This window comes from Streptomyces sp. NPDC036822 (genome assembly GCF_055609145.1).
Window position 1 is genome coordinate 182,201 of sequence record NZ_JBVJPY010000008.1, and the last position, 17,052, is coordinate 199,252.

Annotated in this window: 14 protein-coding genes; 5 read left to right on the forward strand and 9 right to left on the reverse strand. The window is 72.9% G+C overall.

Annotated features, from left to right (window positions below; translation table 11 throughout):
• Positions 1–262: 262 nt before the first annotated feature.
• A complete protein-coding gene (locus ACZ68P_RS20400; RefSeq protein ID WP_471007997.1) occupies positions 263–1,489 on the reverse strand; it encodes a sensor histidine kinase in 1,227 nt (408 codons plus the stop codon).
• A gap of 4 nt (positions 1,490–1,493) precedes the next feature.
• Positions 1,494–2,147 (reverse strand): response regulator transcription factor, encoded by a 654-nt coding sequence (locus tag ACZ68P_RS20405; RefSeq protein ID WP_345284337.1) that lies wholly within the window; start codon positions 2,145–2,147, stop codon positions 1,494–1,496.
• A gap of 452 nt (positions 2,148–2,599) precedes the next feature.
• Between ACZ68P_RS20405 and ACZ68P_RS20410 the strand changes: the two genes are divergently transcribed.
• On the forward strand, positions 2,600–2,773 hold the full coding sequence (locus tag ACZ68P_RS20410; RefSeq protein ID WP_365713871.1) for a hypothetical protein: 174 nt from the start codon (positions 2,600–2,602) through the stop codon (positions 2,771–2,773).
• A gap of 86 nt (positions 2,774–2,859) precedes the next feature.
• On the opposite strand, the gene ACZ68P_RS20415 is transcribed toward ACZ68P_RS20410, so the two are convergent.
• Complete coding sequence (locus ACZ68P_RS20415; protein ID WP_471008232.1) at positions 2,860–3,675, reverse strand: inositol monophosphatase family protein; 816 nt, start codon at positions 3,673–3,675, stop codon at positions 2,860–2,862.
• Between the two features lie 21 nt (positions 3,676–3,696).
• Positions 3,697–4,824 (reverse strand): ferrochelatase, encoded by a 1,128-nt coding sequence (locus ACZ68P_RS20420; RefSeq protein ID WP_471008000.1) that lies wholly within the window; start codon positions 4,822–4,824, stop codon positions 3,697–3,699.
• Between the two features lie 146 nt (positions 4,825–4,970).
• Here ACZ68P_RS20420 and ACZ68P_RS20425 point away from each other — a divergent pair, with 146 nt between their 5' ends.
• Together ACZ68P_RS20425 and ACZ68P_RS20430 are read left to right on the forward strand one after the other, a co-directional pair.
• The gene (locus tag ACZ68P_RS20425) at positions 4,971–6,239 is read left to right on the forward strand and encodes an MFS transporter (RefSeq protein WP_471008001.1); all 1,269 of its coding nucleotides are present in this window, start codon (positions 4,971–4,973) and stop codon (positions 6,237–6,239) included.
• Positions 6,184–7,518 carry a D-arabinono-1,4-lactone oxidase gene (locus ACZ68P_RS20430; protein WP_471008234.1) on the forward strand — a complete coding sequence of 445 codons (1,335 nt, stop codon included), beginning with the start codon at positions 6,184–6,186 and terminating at the stop codon, positions 7,516–7,518. The genes ACZ68P_RS20425 and ACZ68P_RS20430 overlap by 56 nt, the downstream gene beginning before the upstream one ends.
• Before the next feature lie 3 nt (positions 7,519–7,521).
• Here ACZ68P_RS20430 and ACZ68P_RS20435 read toward each other — a convergent pair whose 3' ends face one another.
• Positions 7,522–8,301 carry a hypothetical protein gene (locus ACZ68P_RS20435; protein ID WP_471008004.1) on the reverse strand — a complete coding sequence of 260 codons (780 nt, stop codon included), beginning with the start codon at positions 8,299–8,301 and terminating at the stop codon, positions 7,522–7,524.
• A gap of 453 nt (positions 8,302–8,754) precedes the next feature.
• Here ACZ68P_RS20435 and sepH point away from each other — a divergent pair, with 453 nt between their 5' ends.
• Positions 8,755–9,816: a septation protein SepH gene (gene sepH / locus ACZ68P_RS20440; RefSeq protein ID WP_471008006.1), complete on the forward strand. Its 1,062-nt coding sequence runs from the start codon at positions 8,755–8,757 to the stop codon at positions 9,814–9,816.
• Between the two features lie 184 nt (positions 9,817–10,000).
• On the opposite strand, the gene ACZ68P_RS20445 is transcribed toward sepH, so the two are convergent.
• The gene (locus ACZ68P_RS20445; RefSeq protein WP_471008007.1) at positions 10,001–10,828 is read right to left on the reverse strand and encodes a sulfurtransferase; all 828 of its coding nucleotides are present in this window, start codon (positions 10,826–10,828) and stop codon (positions 10,001–10,003) included.
• 306 nt (positions 10,829–11,134) lie between these two features.
• On the opposite strand from ACZ68P_RS20445, the gene ACZ68P_RS20450 reads away from it, so the two are divergent.
• Positions 11,135–11,908, forward strand: coding sequence for a VOC family protein (locus ACZ68P_RS20450; RefSeq protein WP_471008008.1), 774 nt, complete (start codon positions 11,135–11,137; stop codon positions 11,906–11,908).
• A gap of 22 nt (positions 11,909–11,930) precedes the next feature.
• On the opposite strand, the gene ACZ68P_RS20455 is transcribed toward ACZ68P_RS20450, so the two are convergent.
• The 3 genes from ACZ68P_RS20455 to ACZ68P_RS20465 all read right to left on the reverse strand — a co-directional run bounded on the left by ACZ68P_RS20455 (position 11,931) and on the right by ACZ68P_RS20465 (position 17,043).
• Positions 11,931–13,277: a polysialyltransferase family glycosyltransferase gene (locus tag ACZ68P_RS20455; protein ID WP_471008010.1), complete on the reverse strand. Its 1,347-nt coding sequence runs from the start codon at positions 13,275–13,277 to the stop codon at positions 11,931–11,933.
• 2 nt (positions 13,278–13,279) lie between these two features.
• The gene (locus tag ACZ68P_RS20460) at positions 13,280–14,245 is read right to left on the reverse strand and encodes a glycosyltransferase family 2 protein (RefSeq protein WP_471008012.1); all 966 of its coding nucleotides are present in this window, start codon (positions 14,243–14,245) and stop codon (positions 13,280–13,282) included.
• Positions 14,246–14,340: 95 nt separating this feature from the next.
• Positions 14,341–17,043: a YfhO family protein gene (locus ACZ68P_RS20465; protein ID WP_471008014.1), complete on the reverse strand. Its 2,703-nt coding sequence runs from the start codon at positions 17,041–17,043 to the stop codon at positions 14,341–14,343.
• Positions 17,044–17,052 lie beyond the last annotated feature (9 nt).

Here is a 17,052-nt window from a genome sequence, read left to right on the forward strand (position 1 = left end):
TCTCTCACGAGTGATCGGGTTTGGGTGGCGAACGGGACCGTACACGGTCCACCTGCCGTCCTTCACGGGCGCCACCCCGTGTACTTCCCGTCATCGATGACCCCGGAAACCCGGACTTTTCCTGGTTTTCCGAGGGAATTCCCGATCACGGAGAGTGGAGGGACGGCTGTACGTTCCTGTGATCGATCACACAGGGGCGTCTCACGGCCGGGCTCCGATAATTCCGCGCACAGCGAACGAAGCGGCGGGTACACGAAGTGTGTCAGATCGGGAGAGTGACGCGCATCACGAGACCACCGCCTTCACGAGGCTCCGCGATGATACGGCCGCCGTGGGCACGCGCGACCGACCGGGCGATCGACAGGCCGAGGCCGACTCCCTTGTCGCTTCCCGTCCGCTCCTGCCGTAGGCGCCGGAACGGCTCGAAAAGATTGTCGATCTCGTACGCGGGAACGACCGGCCCCGTGTTCGAGACCACCAGGACCGCCTGACCGTGCTGGGTCTCGGTGGTGACCTCCACCCAGCCGTCCTCCGGCACGTTGTACCGCACGGCGTTCTGGACGAGGTTCAGGGCGATCCGCTCCAGCAGGACGCCGTTGCCCTGCACGACGGCCGCGGCACGCTCGCCGCGGAACTCCACGCCCTTGGCCTCGGCCTCCGCGTGCACCTGGTCGACGGCGCGCGACGCGACCTCGGCCAGGTCGACGGGCTTGCGCTCGATGATCTGGTTGTCGCTGCGGGCGAGCAGCAGCAGGCCCTCCACCAGCTGCTCGCTGCGCTCGTTGGTGGCGAGCAGGGTCTTGCCGAGCTGCTGGAGCTCCACCGGGGCCCCGGGGTCCGAGAGGTGGACCTCCAGGAGGGTGCGGTTGATCGCCAGCGGCGTGCGCAGCTCGTGCGAGGCGTTCGCCACGAACCGCTGCTGGGCGGTGAAGGCCCGCTCCAGGCGTTCCAGCATCTCGTCGAAGGTGTCGGCCAGCTCCTTCAGCTCGTCGTCGGGACCGTCCAGCTCGATCCGCCGGGCCAGGTCCGATCCGGCGACCTGGCGGGCCGTCCGGGTGATCCTGCCGAGCGGCGACAGGACCCGGCCCGCCATGGCGTAGCCGAAGGCGAAGGCGATGATGCTCAGGCCGAGGAGGGCGAAGAGCGAGCGGCGCAGGAGGTCGTCCAGGGCGTGCTGGCGCTGTTCGTTGACGCAGGAGTTCATCGCCGCGTTGAACTCGGTGGCCGGGGCGTCGTTCGGGAAGTTGCAGACCTCGCTGGTGACCTTGCCCTGCACGATCTTGAACGGCAGCTCGCTGCCGATGTGCAGCGCCTGCGCGGCGAGGAGGTAGATGATCGACAGCAGCAGGATGCCGGCGATCAGGAACATCCCGCCGTACAGCAGCGTGAGCCTTATCCGGATGGTCGGACGCAGCAGGGGCCTGACGGGGTCCCGGGGGTCCCAGGTCGGCTTCGGGGGCGCCTGAGGCGGCGCCGGGGTCGCGGCCACGGGGTCAGATCCGGTATCCGGAGCCGGGGACCGTGACGATGACCGGCGGTTCGCCGAGCTTGCGGCGCAGGGTCATCACCGTCACCCGTACGACGTTGGTGAACGGGTCGGTGTTCTCGTCCCACGCCTTCTCCAGGAGCTGCTCGGCCGAGACGACCGCGCCCTCGCTGCGCATGAGGACCTCCAGGACGGCGAACTCCTTGGGCGCGAGCTGGACCTCCCTGCCGTCGCGGAAGACCTCGCGGCGGTTCGGGTCGAGCTTGATGCCGGCGCGCTCCAGGACGGGCGGGAGCGGGACGGTCGTGCGCCGGCCGAGGGCCCGGACCCGCGCGGTCAGCTCGGTGAAGGCGAAGGGCTTGGGGAGGTAGTCGTCGGCCCCGAGCTCCAGGCCCTCGACCCGGTCGCTGACGTCGCCGGAGGCGGTGAGCATCAGGACCCGGGTGGGCATGCCGAGCTCGACGATCTTCCGGCAGACGTCGTCCCCGTGGACGAGCGGGAGGTCGCGGTCGAGGACGACCACGTCGTAGTCGTTCACCCCGATGCGCTCCAGGGCGGCGGCGCCGTCGTACACGACGTCGACGGCCATGGCCTCCCGGCGCAGTCCGGTGGCCACCGCATCGGCGAGCAGCTGCTCGTCCTCGACGACGAGTACGCGCACGTCGCATTCCTTCCTGCCGGCCCTGGTCCGCGACGCGGGCAGAGCGGTTCATGAGCGTGGGCTGTGGGTGTCCATCCTGCCCCGGACGCGCGTAAACCGGCTGTAAGGCGGCGTACGGCCGGGGACCCGCCGAACGCCGGGGCGGGGGCCGGACGGCGCACGGCGAGGGGTGAAGGCGGGCACGCGGGCGCCGAGGGGGTGCGAGGGCGCGGAGAGGGCGGGCGGGCGGGGGCGCGGAGAGGGCGGGTGTGAGGCGCGCCGAGAATTCACCTGAATCACGGGCCAGTTGAGGTTTCTGTGAGGACCGGCTTGGGGAGGACGTCTGCACACCCCGCGATCACGCCCTGTATGTGGCACGCCACAGGCCGCTCTGTCCCCCAGAGGTGGCAGCGTGTGATCGACCCACCCTCGGCACACCCCCGTGCCACCGACCCATGACGAGGGGGCGCACGATGGACGCTTTCACCGCAGGACTGCTGCAGCGCATCAGGACGGCGCAGACCGACCTCACACGGGCTCGCGAGACGGGCGACGACTTCCTCGCGGACGTCGAGCAGGCTGAGCTCGAAGACCTGCACCGTCTGGCCGCCGAACACGGCGTGGAGGTCGGCGCCGCCAGCGTCTGACCCCAGCACGTGGCCTGCACCCCAGGACGCGAAGGGGCCCCGGTGTCGTCGACACCGGGGCCCCTTCGCGTGTCCACCGTCCTGGTTCAGTCGTGCCAGGCGCCGAACTCCTCCAGGAGCCTCTGGAGGGGCTCGAAGACGCCGGGTGAGGCCGCGACCGCCAGAGCGCCCGACGCGGCCTCACCGGGGCGTCCACCGGTCACCGCGCCCGCTTCCCGGGCGATGAGGTCCCCCGCCGCGAGGTCCCACGGGTTCAGTCCGCGCTCGTAGTAGGCGTCGAGGCGGCCCGCGGCCACGTCGCAGAGGTCGATCGCGGCGGAGCCGCCCCGGCGGATGTCGCGCACGCGCGGGACGAGGCGCTGGGCGACATCAGCCTGGTGCGAGCGGACCGCCTGGACGTAGGCGAAGCCGGTGGACACCAGGGCCTGGTCCAGCGGGGCCGCGGGCCGGCAGGAGAGCCGGCGCTCGCCGACGTCCGGACCCGTGACGTAGGCGCCGCCGCCGAGGACGGCCCGGTACGTCTCGCGGCGCATCGGGGCCGCGACGACGCCGACGACGGTCTCGCCGTCGCGTTCGGCGGCGATGGAGACGGACCAGGTCGGCAGGCCGTAGAGATAGTTCACGGTGCCGTCGAGCGGGTCGATCACCCAGCGGACGCCGCTGGAGCCCGGGCTCGCGGCCCCCTCCTCGCCGAGGAAGCCGTCGCCCGGGCGGTGCTCGGCCAGGAAGCCGGTGATCAGCTTCTCGGCGGCGATGTCCATCTCGGTGACCACGTCGATCGGGCTGGACTTGGTCCTGGCCACGGCCAGGTCGTCCGGCCGGCCGTCCCGCAGCAGCGCGCCGGCCCGCCGCGCGGCCTCCAGGGCGAGGTCGAGCAGTTCGGTCCGCAGGGGGTCGGTCACAGGCTGGGTCACAAGAACTCCTTACGCGTACGGGCTGTCGGCACCGGCCGCCGCCGGCCGCTCCGCGCGCGCGGGGCAGCAGCCGATCGGGCAGAGGTCGTGGGACGGGCCGAGGGCCCCCAGGGCACAGCGCTCGGCCCGGACACCGCGCTCGCCCGCCGCACGCTCCAGGACGAGGTCCCGGACCGCCGCGGCGAACCGGGGGTCCGCCCCGACGGTCGCGGAGCGCCGCACCGGGAGCCCCAGCTCGGCGGCCTTGGCGGTGGCCTCGGTGTCGAGGTCGTACAGGACTTCCATGTGGTCCGAGACGAAGCCGATCGGGACCATCACGGCGGCCGGGACACCGGAGCCGTGCAGCGTCTCCAGGTGGTCGCAGATGTCGGGCTCCAGCCAGGGGATGTGCGGGGCGCCGCTGCGGGACTGGTAGACGAGCTGCCAGGGGTACGCGACGCCGGTCTCCTCCCGGACGGCCTCGACGATCACCCGGGCCACGTCGAGGTGCTGGCGCACATAGGCACCGCCCTCGCCGTGCTCGCCGGCCGGACCGGAGGTGTCGGCGGCCGACTCCGGGATGGAGTGCGTGGTGAAGGCGAGGTGCGCGCCGGCGCGTACGGACTCGTCGAGCTCGGCCAGGGAGGCGAGCACGCCCTCGACCATCGGGCCGATGAACCCGGGATGGTTGAAGTAGTGCCGGAGCTTGTCGACGCGGGGCAGCGGCAGCCCCTCCGCCTCCAGCGTCGCGAGCGCGTCGGCGAGGTTCTCGCGGTACTGGCGGCAGCCGGAGTAGGAGGCGTACGCGCTGGTGGCGAGGACGGCGATGTGGCGCCGGCCGTCGGTGATCATCTCCCGCAGGGTGTCGGTGAGGTACGGCGCCCAGTTCCGGTTGCCCCAGTAGACCGGCAGGTCGAGGCCGGCACGCCCGAAGTCGGTCCGCAGCGCGTCGAGCAGGGCGCGGTTCTGGTCGTTGATCGGGCTGACGCCGCCGAAGAGGAAGTAGTGCTGCCCCACCTCCTTCAGCCGTTCCTTCGGGATGCCTCGGCCGCGGGTCACGTTCTCCAGGAAGGGGACCACGTCGTCCGGCCCTTCGGGGCCGCCGAAGGAGAGCAGCAGCAGGGCGTCGTACGGGGCGGGATCGTGCTGATCGGACATGGCACCGATCCTCCCACCCACCGCTGACGGCCGGTGGCGCGGCCCGGCCGAAAAAGGTGGCTGCCCGATCCACTTCAACACCGTAGGCTTTAGCTATTAATTACACGTGTTGGACGACGCGTGCCGAGCCGATGCCGGAGATCCCCTTGCCCAGTCCCTATCGCGCGATCTTCGCGGCACCCGGCACCAAGGCGTTCTCGGTCGCCGGTTTCCTCGGCCGGATGCCGCTGTCCATGATGGGCATCGGCGTCGTCACGATGATCTCCCAGGTCACCGGGAGGTACGGCCTGGCCGGCGCGCTCTCGGCGACGCTCGCGATGTCCGCCGCGGTGATGGGCCCCCAGGTCTCGCGGCTGGTCGACCGGCACGGCCAGCGCCGGGTCCTGCGCCCGGCGACCCTCCTGTCGCTGGCGGCCTGCGCCGGCCTCCTGCTCTGCGTCCAGCAGCAGGCCCCGGACTGGACCCTCTTCGCCTTCACCGCGCTCGTCGGCTGCGTGCCCAGCGTCGGTGCCATGACCCGGGCCCGGTGGGCGGAGATCTACCGCGGCTCGGCGCGCGAGCTGCACACCGCTTACTCCTGGGAGTCGATCGTCGACGAGGTGTGCTTCATCTTCGGCCCGATCATCTCCATCGGCCTGTCGACCATCTGGTTCCCCGAGGCCGGTCCGCTGTTCGCCGCCGCCTTCCTCGCGGTCGGCGTCTTCTGGCTGACCGCGCAGCACGCCACCGAGCCCCGGCCGCACCCCCGCGAGGAGCACGGCAGCGGCTCCGCCCTGCGCTCCCCCGGTCTGCAGATCCTGGCGCTCGCCTTCGTCGCCACCGGCGCGATCTTCGGCTCCGTCGACGTGGTGACGGTGGCCTTCGCCGAGGAGCAGGGACACAAGGCCGCCGCCAGCCTCGTCCTCGCCGTGTACGCCCTCGGTTCGTGTCTGGCGGGCGCGGTCTTCGGACTGCTCCACCTCAAGGGCGAGCCGTCCCGCAGATGGCTGCTGGGCGTCTGCGCGATGGCCGTGAGTATGATCCCCCTCCTACTGGCCGGGAACCTGCCGTTGCTGGCCGTGGCGCTCTTTGTCGCGGGCCTGTCCATCGCACCGACGATGGTGACCACCATGGCCCTCGTCGAAGCGCACGTACCGCGCACCAAACTGACCGAGGGCATGACCTGGACAGGGACCGGGCTCGCGATCGGTGTGGCGCTCGGCTCCTCGGCCGCCGGCTGGGTGGTCGACGTGTCGGGGGCGGAGGCGGCGTACGTGGTGCCCGTGGTCTCGGGCGCGCTCGCGGTCGTGGTGGGTCTCCTGGGGTACCGCCGGCTGCGCAGGCCGGTGCCGACTGGGGAGGGGCAGCGTGAGCGGGACGATGAGGGCGAGCACCAGGACGGCGATCACCGGAACGGCGAGCGGTCCGTGGCGTAACTGGGCGGGGAACGTCACCTCCCGGCCCGTACGGGAGGTGAGCCCCGCCTCGGCCGAGGAGCTCGCCGACGCCGTCCGGAAGGCGGCCGCCGACGGGCTGCGGGTGAAGACGGTCGGCACCGGGCACTCCTTCACCGCGATCGCGGCGACCGACGGCCTGCTGGTACGGCCCCATCTCCTGGCCGGCATCCGGCGGATCGACCGCGAGGCGATGACCGTCACCGTGGAGTCGGGCACTCCGCTCAAGCGGCTCAACGTCGCCCTGGCCCGTGAGGGTCTGTCGCTCACGAACATGGGCGACATCATGGAGCAGACGGTCGCCGGAGCCACCTCCACCGGTACGCACGGCACCGGCCGCGACTCCGCCTCGATCGCCGCGCAGATCCGGGAGCTGGAGCTAGTCACCGCCGACGGGCGGCTGATGACCTGCTCCGAGAAGGAGAACCCCGAGGTCTTCGCGGCCGCCCGGCTCGGGCTCGGCGCGCTCGGCGTGATCACGGCGATCACCTTCGCGGTGGAGCCGGTCTTCCTGCTCACCGCGCGCGAGGAGCCGATGACCTTCGACCGGGTCACCTCGGAGTTCGACGCCCTGCACGCCGAGAACGAGCACTTCGAGTTCTACTGGTTCCCGCACACCGAGAACTGCAACACCAAGCGCAACAACCGCAGCGCGGGCCCCGCCGCCCCGCCCGGGAGGATCGGCGGCTGGGTCGAGGACGAGCTGCTGTCCAACGGCGTCTTCCAACTGGCGTGCTCCCTGGGGCGCGCGGTGCCCCCGGTCATCCCGTCGCTGGCCAAGGTCTCCAGTCGCGCGCTGTCGGCCCGTACGTACACCGACATCCCGTACAAGGTCTTCACCTCCCCGCGCCGGGTGCGCTTCCTGGAGATGGAGTACGCCCTGCCGCGTGAGGCGGGGGTCGCGGCGCTGCGCGAGCTGAAGGCGATGGTCGAACGCTCGCCCCTGAAGGTGAGCTTCCCGGTGGAGGTCCGGACGGCTCCCGCCGACGACATCACGCTCTCCACGGCTTCGGGCCGGGAGACGGTCTACATCGCGGCCCACCTCTACAAGGGGACGCCCCACCGCGGCTACTTCACCGCGGTGGAGCGCATCATGACGGCGCACGGCGGGCGGCCGCACTGGGGCAAGGTGCACACCCGGGACGCCGCCTACCTCGCCGAGGTCTACCCGCGCTTCGCCGAGTTCACGGCGCTGCGCGACCGGTTGGACCCGGACCGGCTCTTCGCCAACGACTACCTGCGGCGCGTCCTGGGCGACTGAGGGTCACCCGGCCGACGGGGAGCCGGGTGACGGGCTGCCCATCGGGGCCGGGGTGGGCGTCACCGTGGAGGGTGTGGGGGTGGGCGCCGGGTCGCCGCCGGTCGAGGGCGAGGGGGTCGGATCCGGAGCGGGGGTGCTCGCCCCGGCGTCCGGGGGCGCGCTGCCCGCGCCGCTCTCCCCCTGGCCCTTGCCGGGGTCGGGACTCGGGTCCTGGCTCCGCCGGTGGTCCCGGTCCTGTCCGGTCCCGGGCCGGAGGGTGGAGGGAGCGTCGGTGGACGGACTCGACGGGGCGGGGTCCTCGCCGCCCCGCACGACCGAGCCGAAGGTGGTCCTTCCCTTGGTGCCGCCGAAGTCCTGATCGGAGATCAGTTCGTAGGCGGTGATGCCTCCCATGGAGACGAGGAAGACGAGGGCCGCCGCGACGGCGGAGCGCTTCCACCCGCGGACACGGGTGCCGTGGGTCGTCGCCTCGCCGAACTCCTCGCGGAACGCGCCGCGGGGGTGCGCCCCGGGCTCGTCCGGTGGCTCTGGCGCGGCGACGGTGAGGGGGAGGTGGCCGCGGTCGGCCTGGACGGTCGCCACCCGTATCTGTTCGCCCGTCCGCTTGAAGAGGTGCTGGAAGAGGGAACCGCCGCAGGTCGCGATGACGCTGATCACACCGGCGCCCAGGATCGTCCCGTACACACCGAGGGTGGAGGCGAGTTTGGCCGCCACGACGGCGGCGATCGCGCTGCCCGAGACCTGAGCCACGCTCAGGTCGAGCCTCTTCTTCTCCTGATCCATACCCGCCCTTGGCTGCTCGGCTGTTCAACGATGCACCCAGAAAGGACAAATGGGCGAAGTGAATAGTTCCGTTTCTGGGTTTTCTGTGAAGAGCGCCACGTGAACGCCGCGAGCACGGAGACTCAACTCCCGTACCTCCGGAGAAGTTGGGCGGCGTGCCGGTCCACCCAGGTGGCCCGAATGGAGTACTGTGGCGAGCCCTGGGTCCGGGCTCCCACGTGGGTGCTCGGAGTCAACGGGAGGGAGCCGACGGCGGCACTCGAACCGGCGGCGCCGTGGCACCGCACGGACGCCCGATGCACAGCGTGACCACCGGTCACTCTGCGTTGCAAACAGGTAACCGTGCCATAACGGCGTTCCAGGGTCCATGCCCGACACGCCGGGCAACTCGGCAAGGTTGTGGCAGGCTGCACCCGGGCAGGCCACACTCGACTAGCGGAAGCAGCGACGCACGTGACGTCGGCAGGCACCACCCGGGAGGTCCCCATGCCCGAACTGCGTGTCGTGGCCGTCTCCAACGACGGCACACGACTGGTGCTGAAGGCTGCTGACAGCACGGAGTACACGCTTCCGATCGACGAGCGGCTGCGCGCCGCCGTGCGCAACGACCGCGCGCGGCTCGGCCAGATCGAGATCGAGGTGGAGAGCCACCTCCGCCCCCGTGACATCCAGGCGCGTATACGTGCCGGTGCGTCGGCGGAGGAAGTCGCCCAGCTCGCCGGAATTCCGGTCGACCGCGTACGGCGCTTCGAGGGCCCGGTGCTCGCGGAGCGCGCGTTCATGGCCGAGCGGGCCCGCAAGACTCCCGTACGCCGGCCCGGTGAGAACACCGGCCCGCAGCTCGGCGAGGCGGTGCAGGAGCGGCTGCTGCTGCGCGGCGCCGAGAAGGACACCGTGCAGTGGGACTCCTGGCGCCGTGACGACGGCACGTGGGAGGTCCTGCTCGTCTACCGCGTGGCGGGCGAGGTGCACACCGCGAGCTGGACGTACGACCCGCCCAGGCGGCTCGTCCAGGCCGTGGACGACGAGGCGCGCGCGCTCATCGGCGAGACGGACGACACGATCGCCGCGGCGCCGGAGCCGAGCTTCCCGTTCGTGCCGAGGATCGCCCGGCTGCCCCGCGACAGGCCGCTCGACCGTGCACTGGACCGTCAGCTGGAACGCCCCGGCGCCGCGCTTCCCGCTGCGGAGCCGGAAGAGGAGCGGGACTCCCTGACGAGTCTGCTGGAGGCGGTGCCGAGCTTCCGGGGCGACATGATCGTGCCGGAACCGACGGACACCGAGATCGCCGAGGAGCCCGACGCGGAGGAGCCCCCGGCCCCCGCCGCGTCCGCCGGAGCGGGCTCGGCCTACGCCGACGTGCTGATGCCGCGCGCGGTCTCGGGGCACCGCGACCGTCTGACGGGCACGACCGACCGCCAGGCCGAAGCGGACGGCGTCCGCCCGGGCCGCCGGGCGGCGGTGCCGAGCTGGGACGAGATCGTCTTCGGCACGCGGAGGAAGAAGCAGGACTGACGGCCACGAGCGGGCCCCCACCCACGGTGGGGGCCCGCTCGCATGCCCGCCCCTCGGAGGTGCCGCGGGCCGCGGGGCCCGGCCTCGCGGGAGGGCACCGCCGACCCGGCCTCGCCCAAGGCGCCGCGGTTCCGGACACCCACCGCGGGCCTGGCCCCCGGCCTCCGCGCAGACGCCGGGCCCCCTATTGCGGGTCCGGCCCCTTGGCGACGGGGCGGGTGGGGTCGGCGGACCACTCCGACCAGGAGCCGGCATAGAGAGCCGCCTGGACGCCCGCGATCTCCAGGGCCAGGACTTCGTGGGCGCCGGAGACGCCCGAGCCGCAGTAGACGGCGACGGGGGTGCCGTCCGTCGCACCGAGGGCCGAGAAGCGGGCGGCCAGCTCCTTGGCCGGCAGGAAGCGCCCGTCCTCGGCCACGTTCTCGGTCGTCGGAGCCGAGACAGCGCCGGGGATGTGCCCGCCGACGGGGTCGATCGGCTCCACCTCCCCGCGGTAGCGCTCCGCCGCCCGCGCGTCGAGCAGCAGCCCCGAGCGGGCCAGCGCCGCCGCGCCGTCCGCGTCGAGCAGACCGTCCGCGCCCGGGACCGGCACGAAGTCCCCCGGCTCCGGCGTCGGCGTCCGGCGGGACAGCTCCCCCGTCCACGCCGTGAGCCCGCCGTCCAGCACCCGCACGTCCGGGTGGCCGGTCCAGCGCAGCAGCCACCACGCGCGGGCCGCGCCCCACCCGAGGCCGCCGTCGTAGACCACCACCGGGGTGTCCGCCGAGACGCCCGCCCGGCGCATGGCCGCGCCGAAGGCCTCCAGGTCCGGCAGCGGATGCCGGCCGCCGGCCCCGGGCGGGCCGGCCAGCTCGGTGTCCAGATCGACGTAGACCGCTCCGGGGAGGTGGCCGGCCTCGTACGCGGGCAGCCCGGGCGGTCCGCCCAGCTGCCAGCGGACGTCCAACAGGACGGGGGGCCGGGCCCCGACCGACTCGCTCACGAGTTCGCTTGCGGAGATGATGGGCTTCATGGGTGCCATCCTCGCGCAACCGTGACGGCGACACGGATGGCCTAGGAACGGCACACGAATCGGAAACGACGAACCAGGCATCCTCCTGCGGGATCGCGCCAAACCCGGCGCGGCCGGGGCGCGGGCCGTGCCCGGTGGTGCGAGCATCTGCACGGGGCGCGCGAGCGAGGCGCGAAGACGGCAGGCGGACGGCACGCACGGAACCGCTACGGACCCCGTGCCCGGGGCCCCACGGCCCCGTACCAGCTCGCCCGGACGCCTTGTCCCCCCGCACGGCCACGACGATGGTCCGAGGAGAGAGTGACGATGACCGAGGCGACCCGGCACACACCCGGTACACCCTGTTGGGTGAGCTTGATGGTGCACGGGCTTGACGCGACACAGGAGTTCTACAACGCCCTCTTCGGCTGGGAGTTCGTCCCCGGCCCGCAGCAGCTCGGCCCGTACGTGCGTGCTCTGCTCGACGGCAGGGAGGTGGCGGGTATCGGCCAGCTGCCTCCCGACCGGCATCTGCCGGTCGCCTGGACCACCTATCTGGCGTCGGACGACGCCGACGAGACGGCGGAGTCCATCCGCTGCTGCGGCGGGACGGTCGCGGTCGGCCCGCTCGACGCGGGCGAGGCCGGCCGCATGGTGATCTGCTCGGACCCGGCCGGGGCGATCTTCGGCGTCTGGCAGGCCGGACTGCACACCGGCACGACGACCGCCGGCCGGCCCGGCACCCCGGTCTGGAACGAGCTGTTGACCTACGAGACGTCCATGGTCGGGAAGTTCTACCGCACGGTCTTCGGCTACGACATCGAGCCGTCCGTCTCCGACGAACCCGACTCCCTGACCCTCCGTCGGCAGGGCCGCCCGGTCGCCGCCGTGCGCGGGCTCGGCGGCGGACTGCCCCGGGACCGGGGCGCGCACTGGATGACGTACTTCGAGGTGGCCGACACCGACGCCGCCGCCGCGCTGGTCCCGGAGCTGGGCGGTCGCGTCCTGCGGCCGCCCGGCGACGGGGCGGACGGGCGCCTCGCCGAGGTGGCGGACCCGGAGGGCGCCGTCTTCACGATCGTCCACTCGACGAGCGGCTGACCCCCGGGGGTGGACCCTCGGCTCAGCGTCCGCCGCGGACCGGTCCGCGGCGCAGCCGCGACGCGCGTCGCCGCGGGTCGCCACCCGGCAGGCCCAGCTCGGTCAGCCGCTCCCGCCGTACGTACCGCTCGGTGAGCAGACCGTCCGCGAGCAGCGCCGCTGTCTCGTCGCGCAGCCGGGGGTGCAGCCGCGGCTGCATGCAGTAGCCGACGGCCCTGACGAGCGGGCCAAGGGTGTCCGGCGCCGGCCCGGGTACGGCGGGGGCCGCGCCGGTCTCCAGGTCGGGCACGACGTGGTCCACGACGGTCAGCGGCACGCGGTTGCTGTTCTCGTACGGGGTGAGCCGCTCCAGGACCGTGCCCGTGCCGACCCGGGCGACGGGGACGTCGAAGTAGACGGCGGCGGTGAGCATCGCCGTGGAGAAGCAGCCCACGACGAGGCGGGGCCGGCAGCGCTCGTAGAAGGTCTCGGCGAGCAGCGGACCGTCCAGGACGGTGAGCCGCACCCCGGCGGCCTCGGCGGCCTCGCGCAGGGCCAGGGAGTAGCGGGCGGGGGCGGTCGGGTGCGGCTTGAAGACGATCGACCGGTGCCCGGCGGCCGCGGCGCCCCGGACTATGCGGACGTGCAGGTCCTCCTCCTCGTCCGGGGTGAGGATGCCGAGGGCGGCGAGGTACTGACCGAGCAGCACGGCGGTCGGCGCGGCCTCGACCGCCTCGGCCACCACCCGGTCGCCGTCGGCCGCCGCGGCGATCTCCGCGAGCACCGCGCGGAAGGCGTCGTCGGGCACCAGCTCGGGTTCGACTCCGGTCTCGGCGAGCAGCAGGGGGCGCAGGCCCGGTACGAGGTCGAGGTGGAGCAGCCGCCGGACACGGCAGCCGATCGACTGCGGGAGTTCGTCGCGGGTGGGTCCGTAGCTCATCAGGCCGTCCGCGTAGACGTCCACACCGCTCTCGGCGAAGACGGCGGCGAGCGCCTTGGCCGGATTGACCTGGATGGACTCGACGACGAGGTGGACCGGTGCGCCGCCCAGCCCCCAGGCGGTACGGAACACCCGCTGCCACAAGGGGGCCTCTTCGGGGCGGGGCGCCCAGGTGCCGGGGTGGTGGGGGCGGATCGCATCGTTCCAGTCGATCGTGCCGTCGAAGCGGGCGGCGATCCGGTCGTAGCCGGTCATCTCCTCCAGCCGCAGGGCGGTCTCCGGGATCTCCGCGTTGTTCGACACCAGCAGGAGCCGCCGGGCGTCGTCGGGGGCGCCGAAGCGCCCCGCGTCGAGGGCGGCGGCGACGGTGGCGGCACCGTACAGCGTGGACACCTGGAAGATCTGGACGGGCCGGTCGGCGGCGGGCGTCCCGGGGGCGCGCGTCTGCATGGTCAGGCGGTCCTTCCGGTGGCGCACAGACCGCGGAGCAGGGTGCTGCGCGCGGTGTCCATCGTCGCCAGGGTCTCGTCGAGCACCTGCTGGGGCATGCGGCGCAGGGCGTCCGTCACGTTCCGCTTGAGTCGTTTGGCGACCGCGGATTCGTACCGGTCGGCCTTTCCCATATGAAAGGCGATCATGGCGCAGTAGGTGCGGACGGCTTTCGGGAGAAAGCGGTCCGCCTCGGCATCACGGGAGACTTCCTCGAGCAGCAGATCGTACGAGGGGATGAAGTCGAGCTGCCGGTTGTCGGTGATCTGCGTCAGAGAGGTGGTGACACCTCGGCGGTAGAAGACTCCGTGCGTGCTGAGCGCGGCGTAGGACGTCGCTTTCAGGTGGAGCCGCCAGATCCACAGCCGGTCCTCGGCAGTGCGCAGGGTCGTCTCGAAACGTGAGGCGCCGTCGGCGAAGAGATGTCCGGCGTAGATGCCGAACGGCACGAAGGGATAGTCCACCATCGTCACCATGTTCGCCGGGGCGATGCCGTCCCGCGGGTCCATCACCGTGTCCCGCCGCTTGGCCGGCGCGTAGCGGACGCTGCGGGACGTGCCGGTCGACTGCACGTGGTCGGTACGGGCGAAGTCGCAGCCCAGTGCCTCGATGCCGTCGACCATGGCGCGCAGGTGTCCGGGGGCGTACCAGTCGTCGCCGTCGAGGAAGGTCACGTAGTCGCCGGTCGCCGCGTCCAGGCCGGTGTTGCGTGCCTGCGCCACGCCGAGATTGGTCTCGTGGCGAATGACGGTGGTGTGCGGAATCCGGCTCTTCCAGCTGTCGAGAACGTACGGCGTGTCGTCCGACGAATGGTCGTCGATCAGCAGGAACTCGAATTCCGGGTCCGCGTTGGCGGCGAGGCTGCGCATGGTGTCGGGGGCGTAGATCCCGACATTGTGGAGCGGCACGATGACGGACAGTTTCGGCACTCGGGATCCCAACGCTCACACAGGGCGACGATTCGGCGTCCTCGCCCGGCGTTCGCGCGCCGGGAGGGGACGATCAGGCGGCAGCGTATCGACGCTCAATTCCGGTCGGACGAGGCCGATGTGCATTCCGGATGAACTCTTCTCGTCCTGCCGAGAAACCGGTGCCGGAATGCGATCGCCAGCAGGCACACGAGTGCGACGGCACCGGTCGCGCCGCCGGCACGCAGCCCCGGCGGCCGGAAGGAGCAGTGGATCGAGGTGGCCGTGCCGTCGAGCGGTACGGCGATCAGGCCCCCACGGCTGCGGGCCGGCGCGAGCTCCTCGTCGCCCGCCGCGCACCGCCAGCCGGAGATACGCGGCACGGCGACGACGGCGGTCCCGGTGCTGCCGGCCGGCAGTTCGGCGGTGAGGGCGTGGCCGGTGGCCCGCACCTCGGTCGCACCGGTCGCGGTCAGGTGCCGGACGGCGGTGTCCAGCCGGTCCCGTACGAGACAGCCGACCGGCCGCGACGGCAGTGCCGGCGTCCCGGCGGCGGCACGCACCTCGATACGTACCGCACCGGACGCGGGGACGGTGCCGAGCGGCTGCATGGGGGCGAGGACGGAGGGGAGCTTGCCGGCGAAGACCACGGGCGGTTGCCCGGCGAGGGCCGCCATGCCCCGGTGACGAGGGGCCCAGAACCAGAGCTGCGCGCCGGCGGGGCAGACGGCCGTGAGGGTGAGCCGGCCCTCCGCCGCGCCGCTCGGGCCCGCCCGCCGGACAGCGGCCGGCTCGTCGTAGACGTCGGCGCCCAGCAGCGCCTCCTGACGGGCGAAGGCAGAGACGCCGTCGGGGGGCGCGTCGCCGCCGGGGGGATCGGTGCGGAGGGAGGAGGCGAGGTCCGGTCCGGGCGTCGGAGGCCGGTCGTCGTCGTGAACGGTGACCAAGGGCGGTACGGGCGTGTCGGTGGTGGTGATCGCGGCCCGGGGCGGCCTGTCGGTCCGGACGGGCGCGGTGGGTGCCGAACGCATCCGGGTGCCGATCGAGAAGATCGCGTCCGTCACCGGGTTGTCCAGGCTGACCGGGTGGCGCCCCTTGGCGTAGTGGCCGAAGCCGAGGGAGGCGAGCGTCCGGGAGGAGACGTCCGCCGTCAGGCTGCTGTAGTAGTCGGCGCCCTGCCCTCCGACGAGGAGGACGTCGTTGCCGCCCGGCACCTCACCGGGATCCGTGCGGTGCCGCGGCCAGGCGTTCGCCGCCTCCGTCGCCCGTGCCATGTCCGTGTGCCAGGGGCCGAGGGGTGGCGCCCAGGAGACCTTGCTGAGCTGCTGCCGCTCGACCCTGCCGCCGGTGATCGCGGTCTCGCCGGCCTGGGCGAGGACGAGCAGGCCGACGGCCAGGGCCGGCAGGACGCGAGCGCCGACGCCGTACCGCCGGGCGGCGAGCACGGCCGTGGCGGCGAGCGCGGCGGCGGCCAGGGCGGCGCCGAACGCCGGATAGGTCCACCGGTCGATGACCACGCTCCCCCGGGCCGCGAAGGCCGTCGCGCCGAGCAGGGTTCCGGCGCCGAGCAACGCCGGCAGGCGGGGCAGGCCCCGGGCCGTGGAGAGCCAGGCCGCGATCAGCAGGAGGCCGCAGAGGACGAAGGACTGACGGTACGGAATCCCGTTGGGCGAGGCTCCGGCGTGCCACAGGAGGTGGGTGGGACCCCACTGCATCGACAGGGCCACCAGACAGACCGCGGCCGTCCAGGCGATACGGACCCGGGGGGCGAGGGCGCCGTTGAAGGGCAGCGTCAGGGCCAGCGCGAGGGCCGGGGTGCCGATGAAGAGGGCCGGGGACGCGACGCTCGCCGTGGCCGGCAGCAGCCGGGCGAACACCTCCGTCCAGGTGACGGAGGTGAAGGTCACCTCGGGGGTCGGGTCGGCGACCCGGGTGGCCATGAAGATCACCAGGACGAGCGGGGTCGCGAGGCCGATGCCCACCAGCACCGCGCGGGCTGCGCGCAGCAGTCCGGCGAGGCGCCGGCGCCCGGTGTCGTCGGCGGTGAGCAGCCGGACGGCGAGGACGACGGCCGCGCCGACGGTCGCCATGTAGGCGGTGTAGAAGTTGGCGTACCACGCGAGGGCCACGACGAGCGGGCCGAGGACCGGGCGACGCCCTGCGCGGGCCCATTCGCCCACGAGGCACAGCAGGGGGAAGGCCAGCAGTCCGTCCAGCCACATCGGCACGGTGGCGGCGAAGTTGAGCGTCCAGCCGCAGAGCGCGTACGCCGTTCCCAGCACGGCGGCCACCGGCCAGGGGCCGCGGCGCAGCCGCAGCAGCAGGACCGCCATCGCCGCACCCGCGGCGGTGATCTTGGCGGCGGTGATGACGTAGAGGGCCAGCTCGATCCGGTCGGCCGGGAACAGGACGACGATCAGGTCGAACGGGCTGGAGAGATAGGTGCCGTAGTCGCCGAGGAAGTTCGAGCCGAAGCCGGAGCTCCAGTTCAGGAACAGATCGCCCTCGGCCTCGCCGACCAGGAGCCTGCGCCAGTAGGCGTGGTACGGGAGGTACTGCTGGCCGAGGTCGACGGTGTTGCGGGTGGTGGGCCCGAAGGGAAGGCTGCCGGCCAGAGCTCCGCCGAGGCAGAAGACGAGGCAGGTGAGCAGGGCCGCGAGGGCGGCCGCTCGCAGACGGACGCTGCGCCGGGCACGGGCCGTCCACGACCGGGGGCCGCCGGGCGGCTCGCCGGACGCGCCGGCCGCCGAGCCGGGCGGGTCGCCCACGGTCCGCATGCCCCGCCTCGGGGCGGGCACGGTCTCGGCAGCAGGGGGCACGCGTCCTCC

Coding starts and splice junctions, on each gene's coding strand:
- ACZ68P_RS20410 (WP_365713871.1), top strand. CDS start 2,600: ATGGACGCTTTCACCGCAGGACTGCTGCAGCGCATCAGGACGGCGCAG.
- ACZ68P_RS20420 (WP_471008000.1), bottom strand. CDS start 4,824: ATGTCCGATCAGCACGATCCCGCCCCGTACGACGCCCTGCTGCTGCTC.
- ACZ68P_RS20430 (WP_471008234.1), top strand. CDS start 6,184: ATGAGGGCGAGCACCAGGACGGCGATCACCGGAACGGCGAGCGGTCCG.
- ACZ68P_RS20435 (WP_471008004.1), bottom strand. CDS start 8,301: ATGGATCAGGAGAAGAAGAGGCTCGACCTGAGCGTGGCTCAGGTCTCG.
- ACZ68P_RS20445 (WP_471008007.1), bottom strand. CDS start 10,828: ATGAAGCCCATCATCTCCGCAAGCGAACTCGTGAGCGAGTCGGTCGGG.
- ACZ68P_RS20450 (WP_471008008.1), top strand. CDS start 11,135: ATGACCGAGGCGACCCGGCACACACCCGGTACACCCTGTTGGGTGAGC.
- ACZ68P_RS20455 (WP_471008010.1), bottom strand. CDS start 13,277: ATGCAGACGCGCGCCCCCGGGACGCCCGCCGCCGACCGGCCCGTCCAG.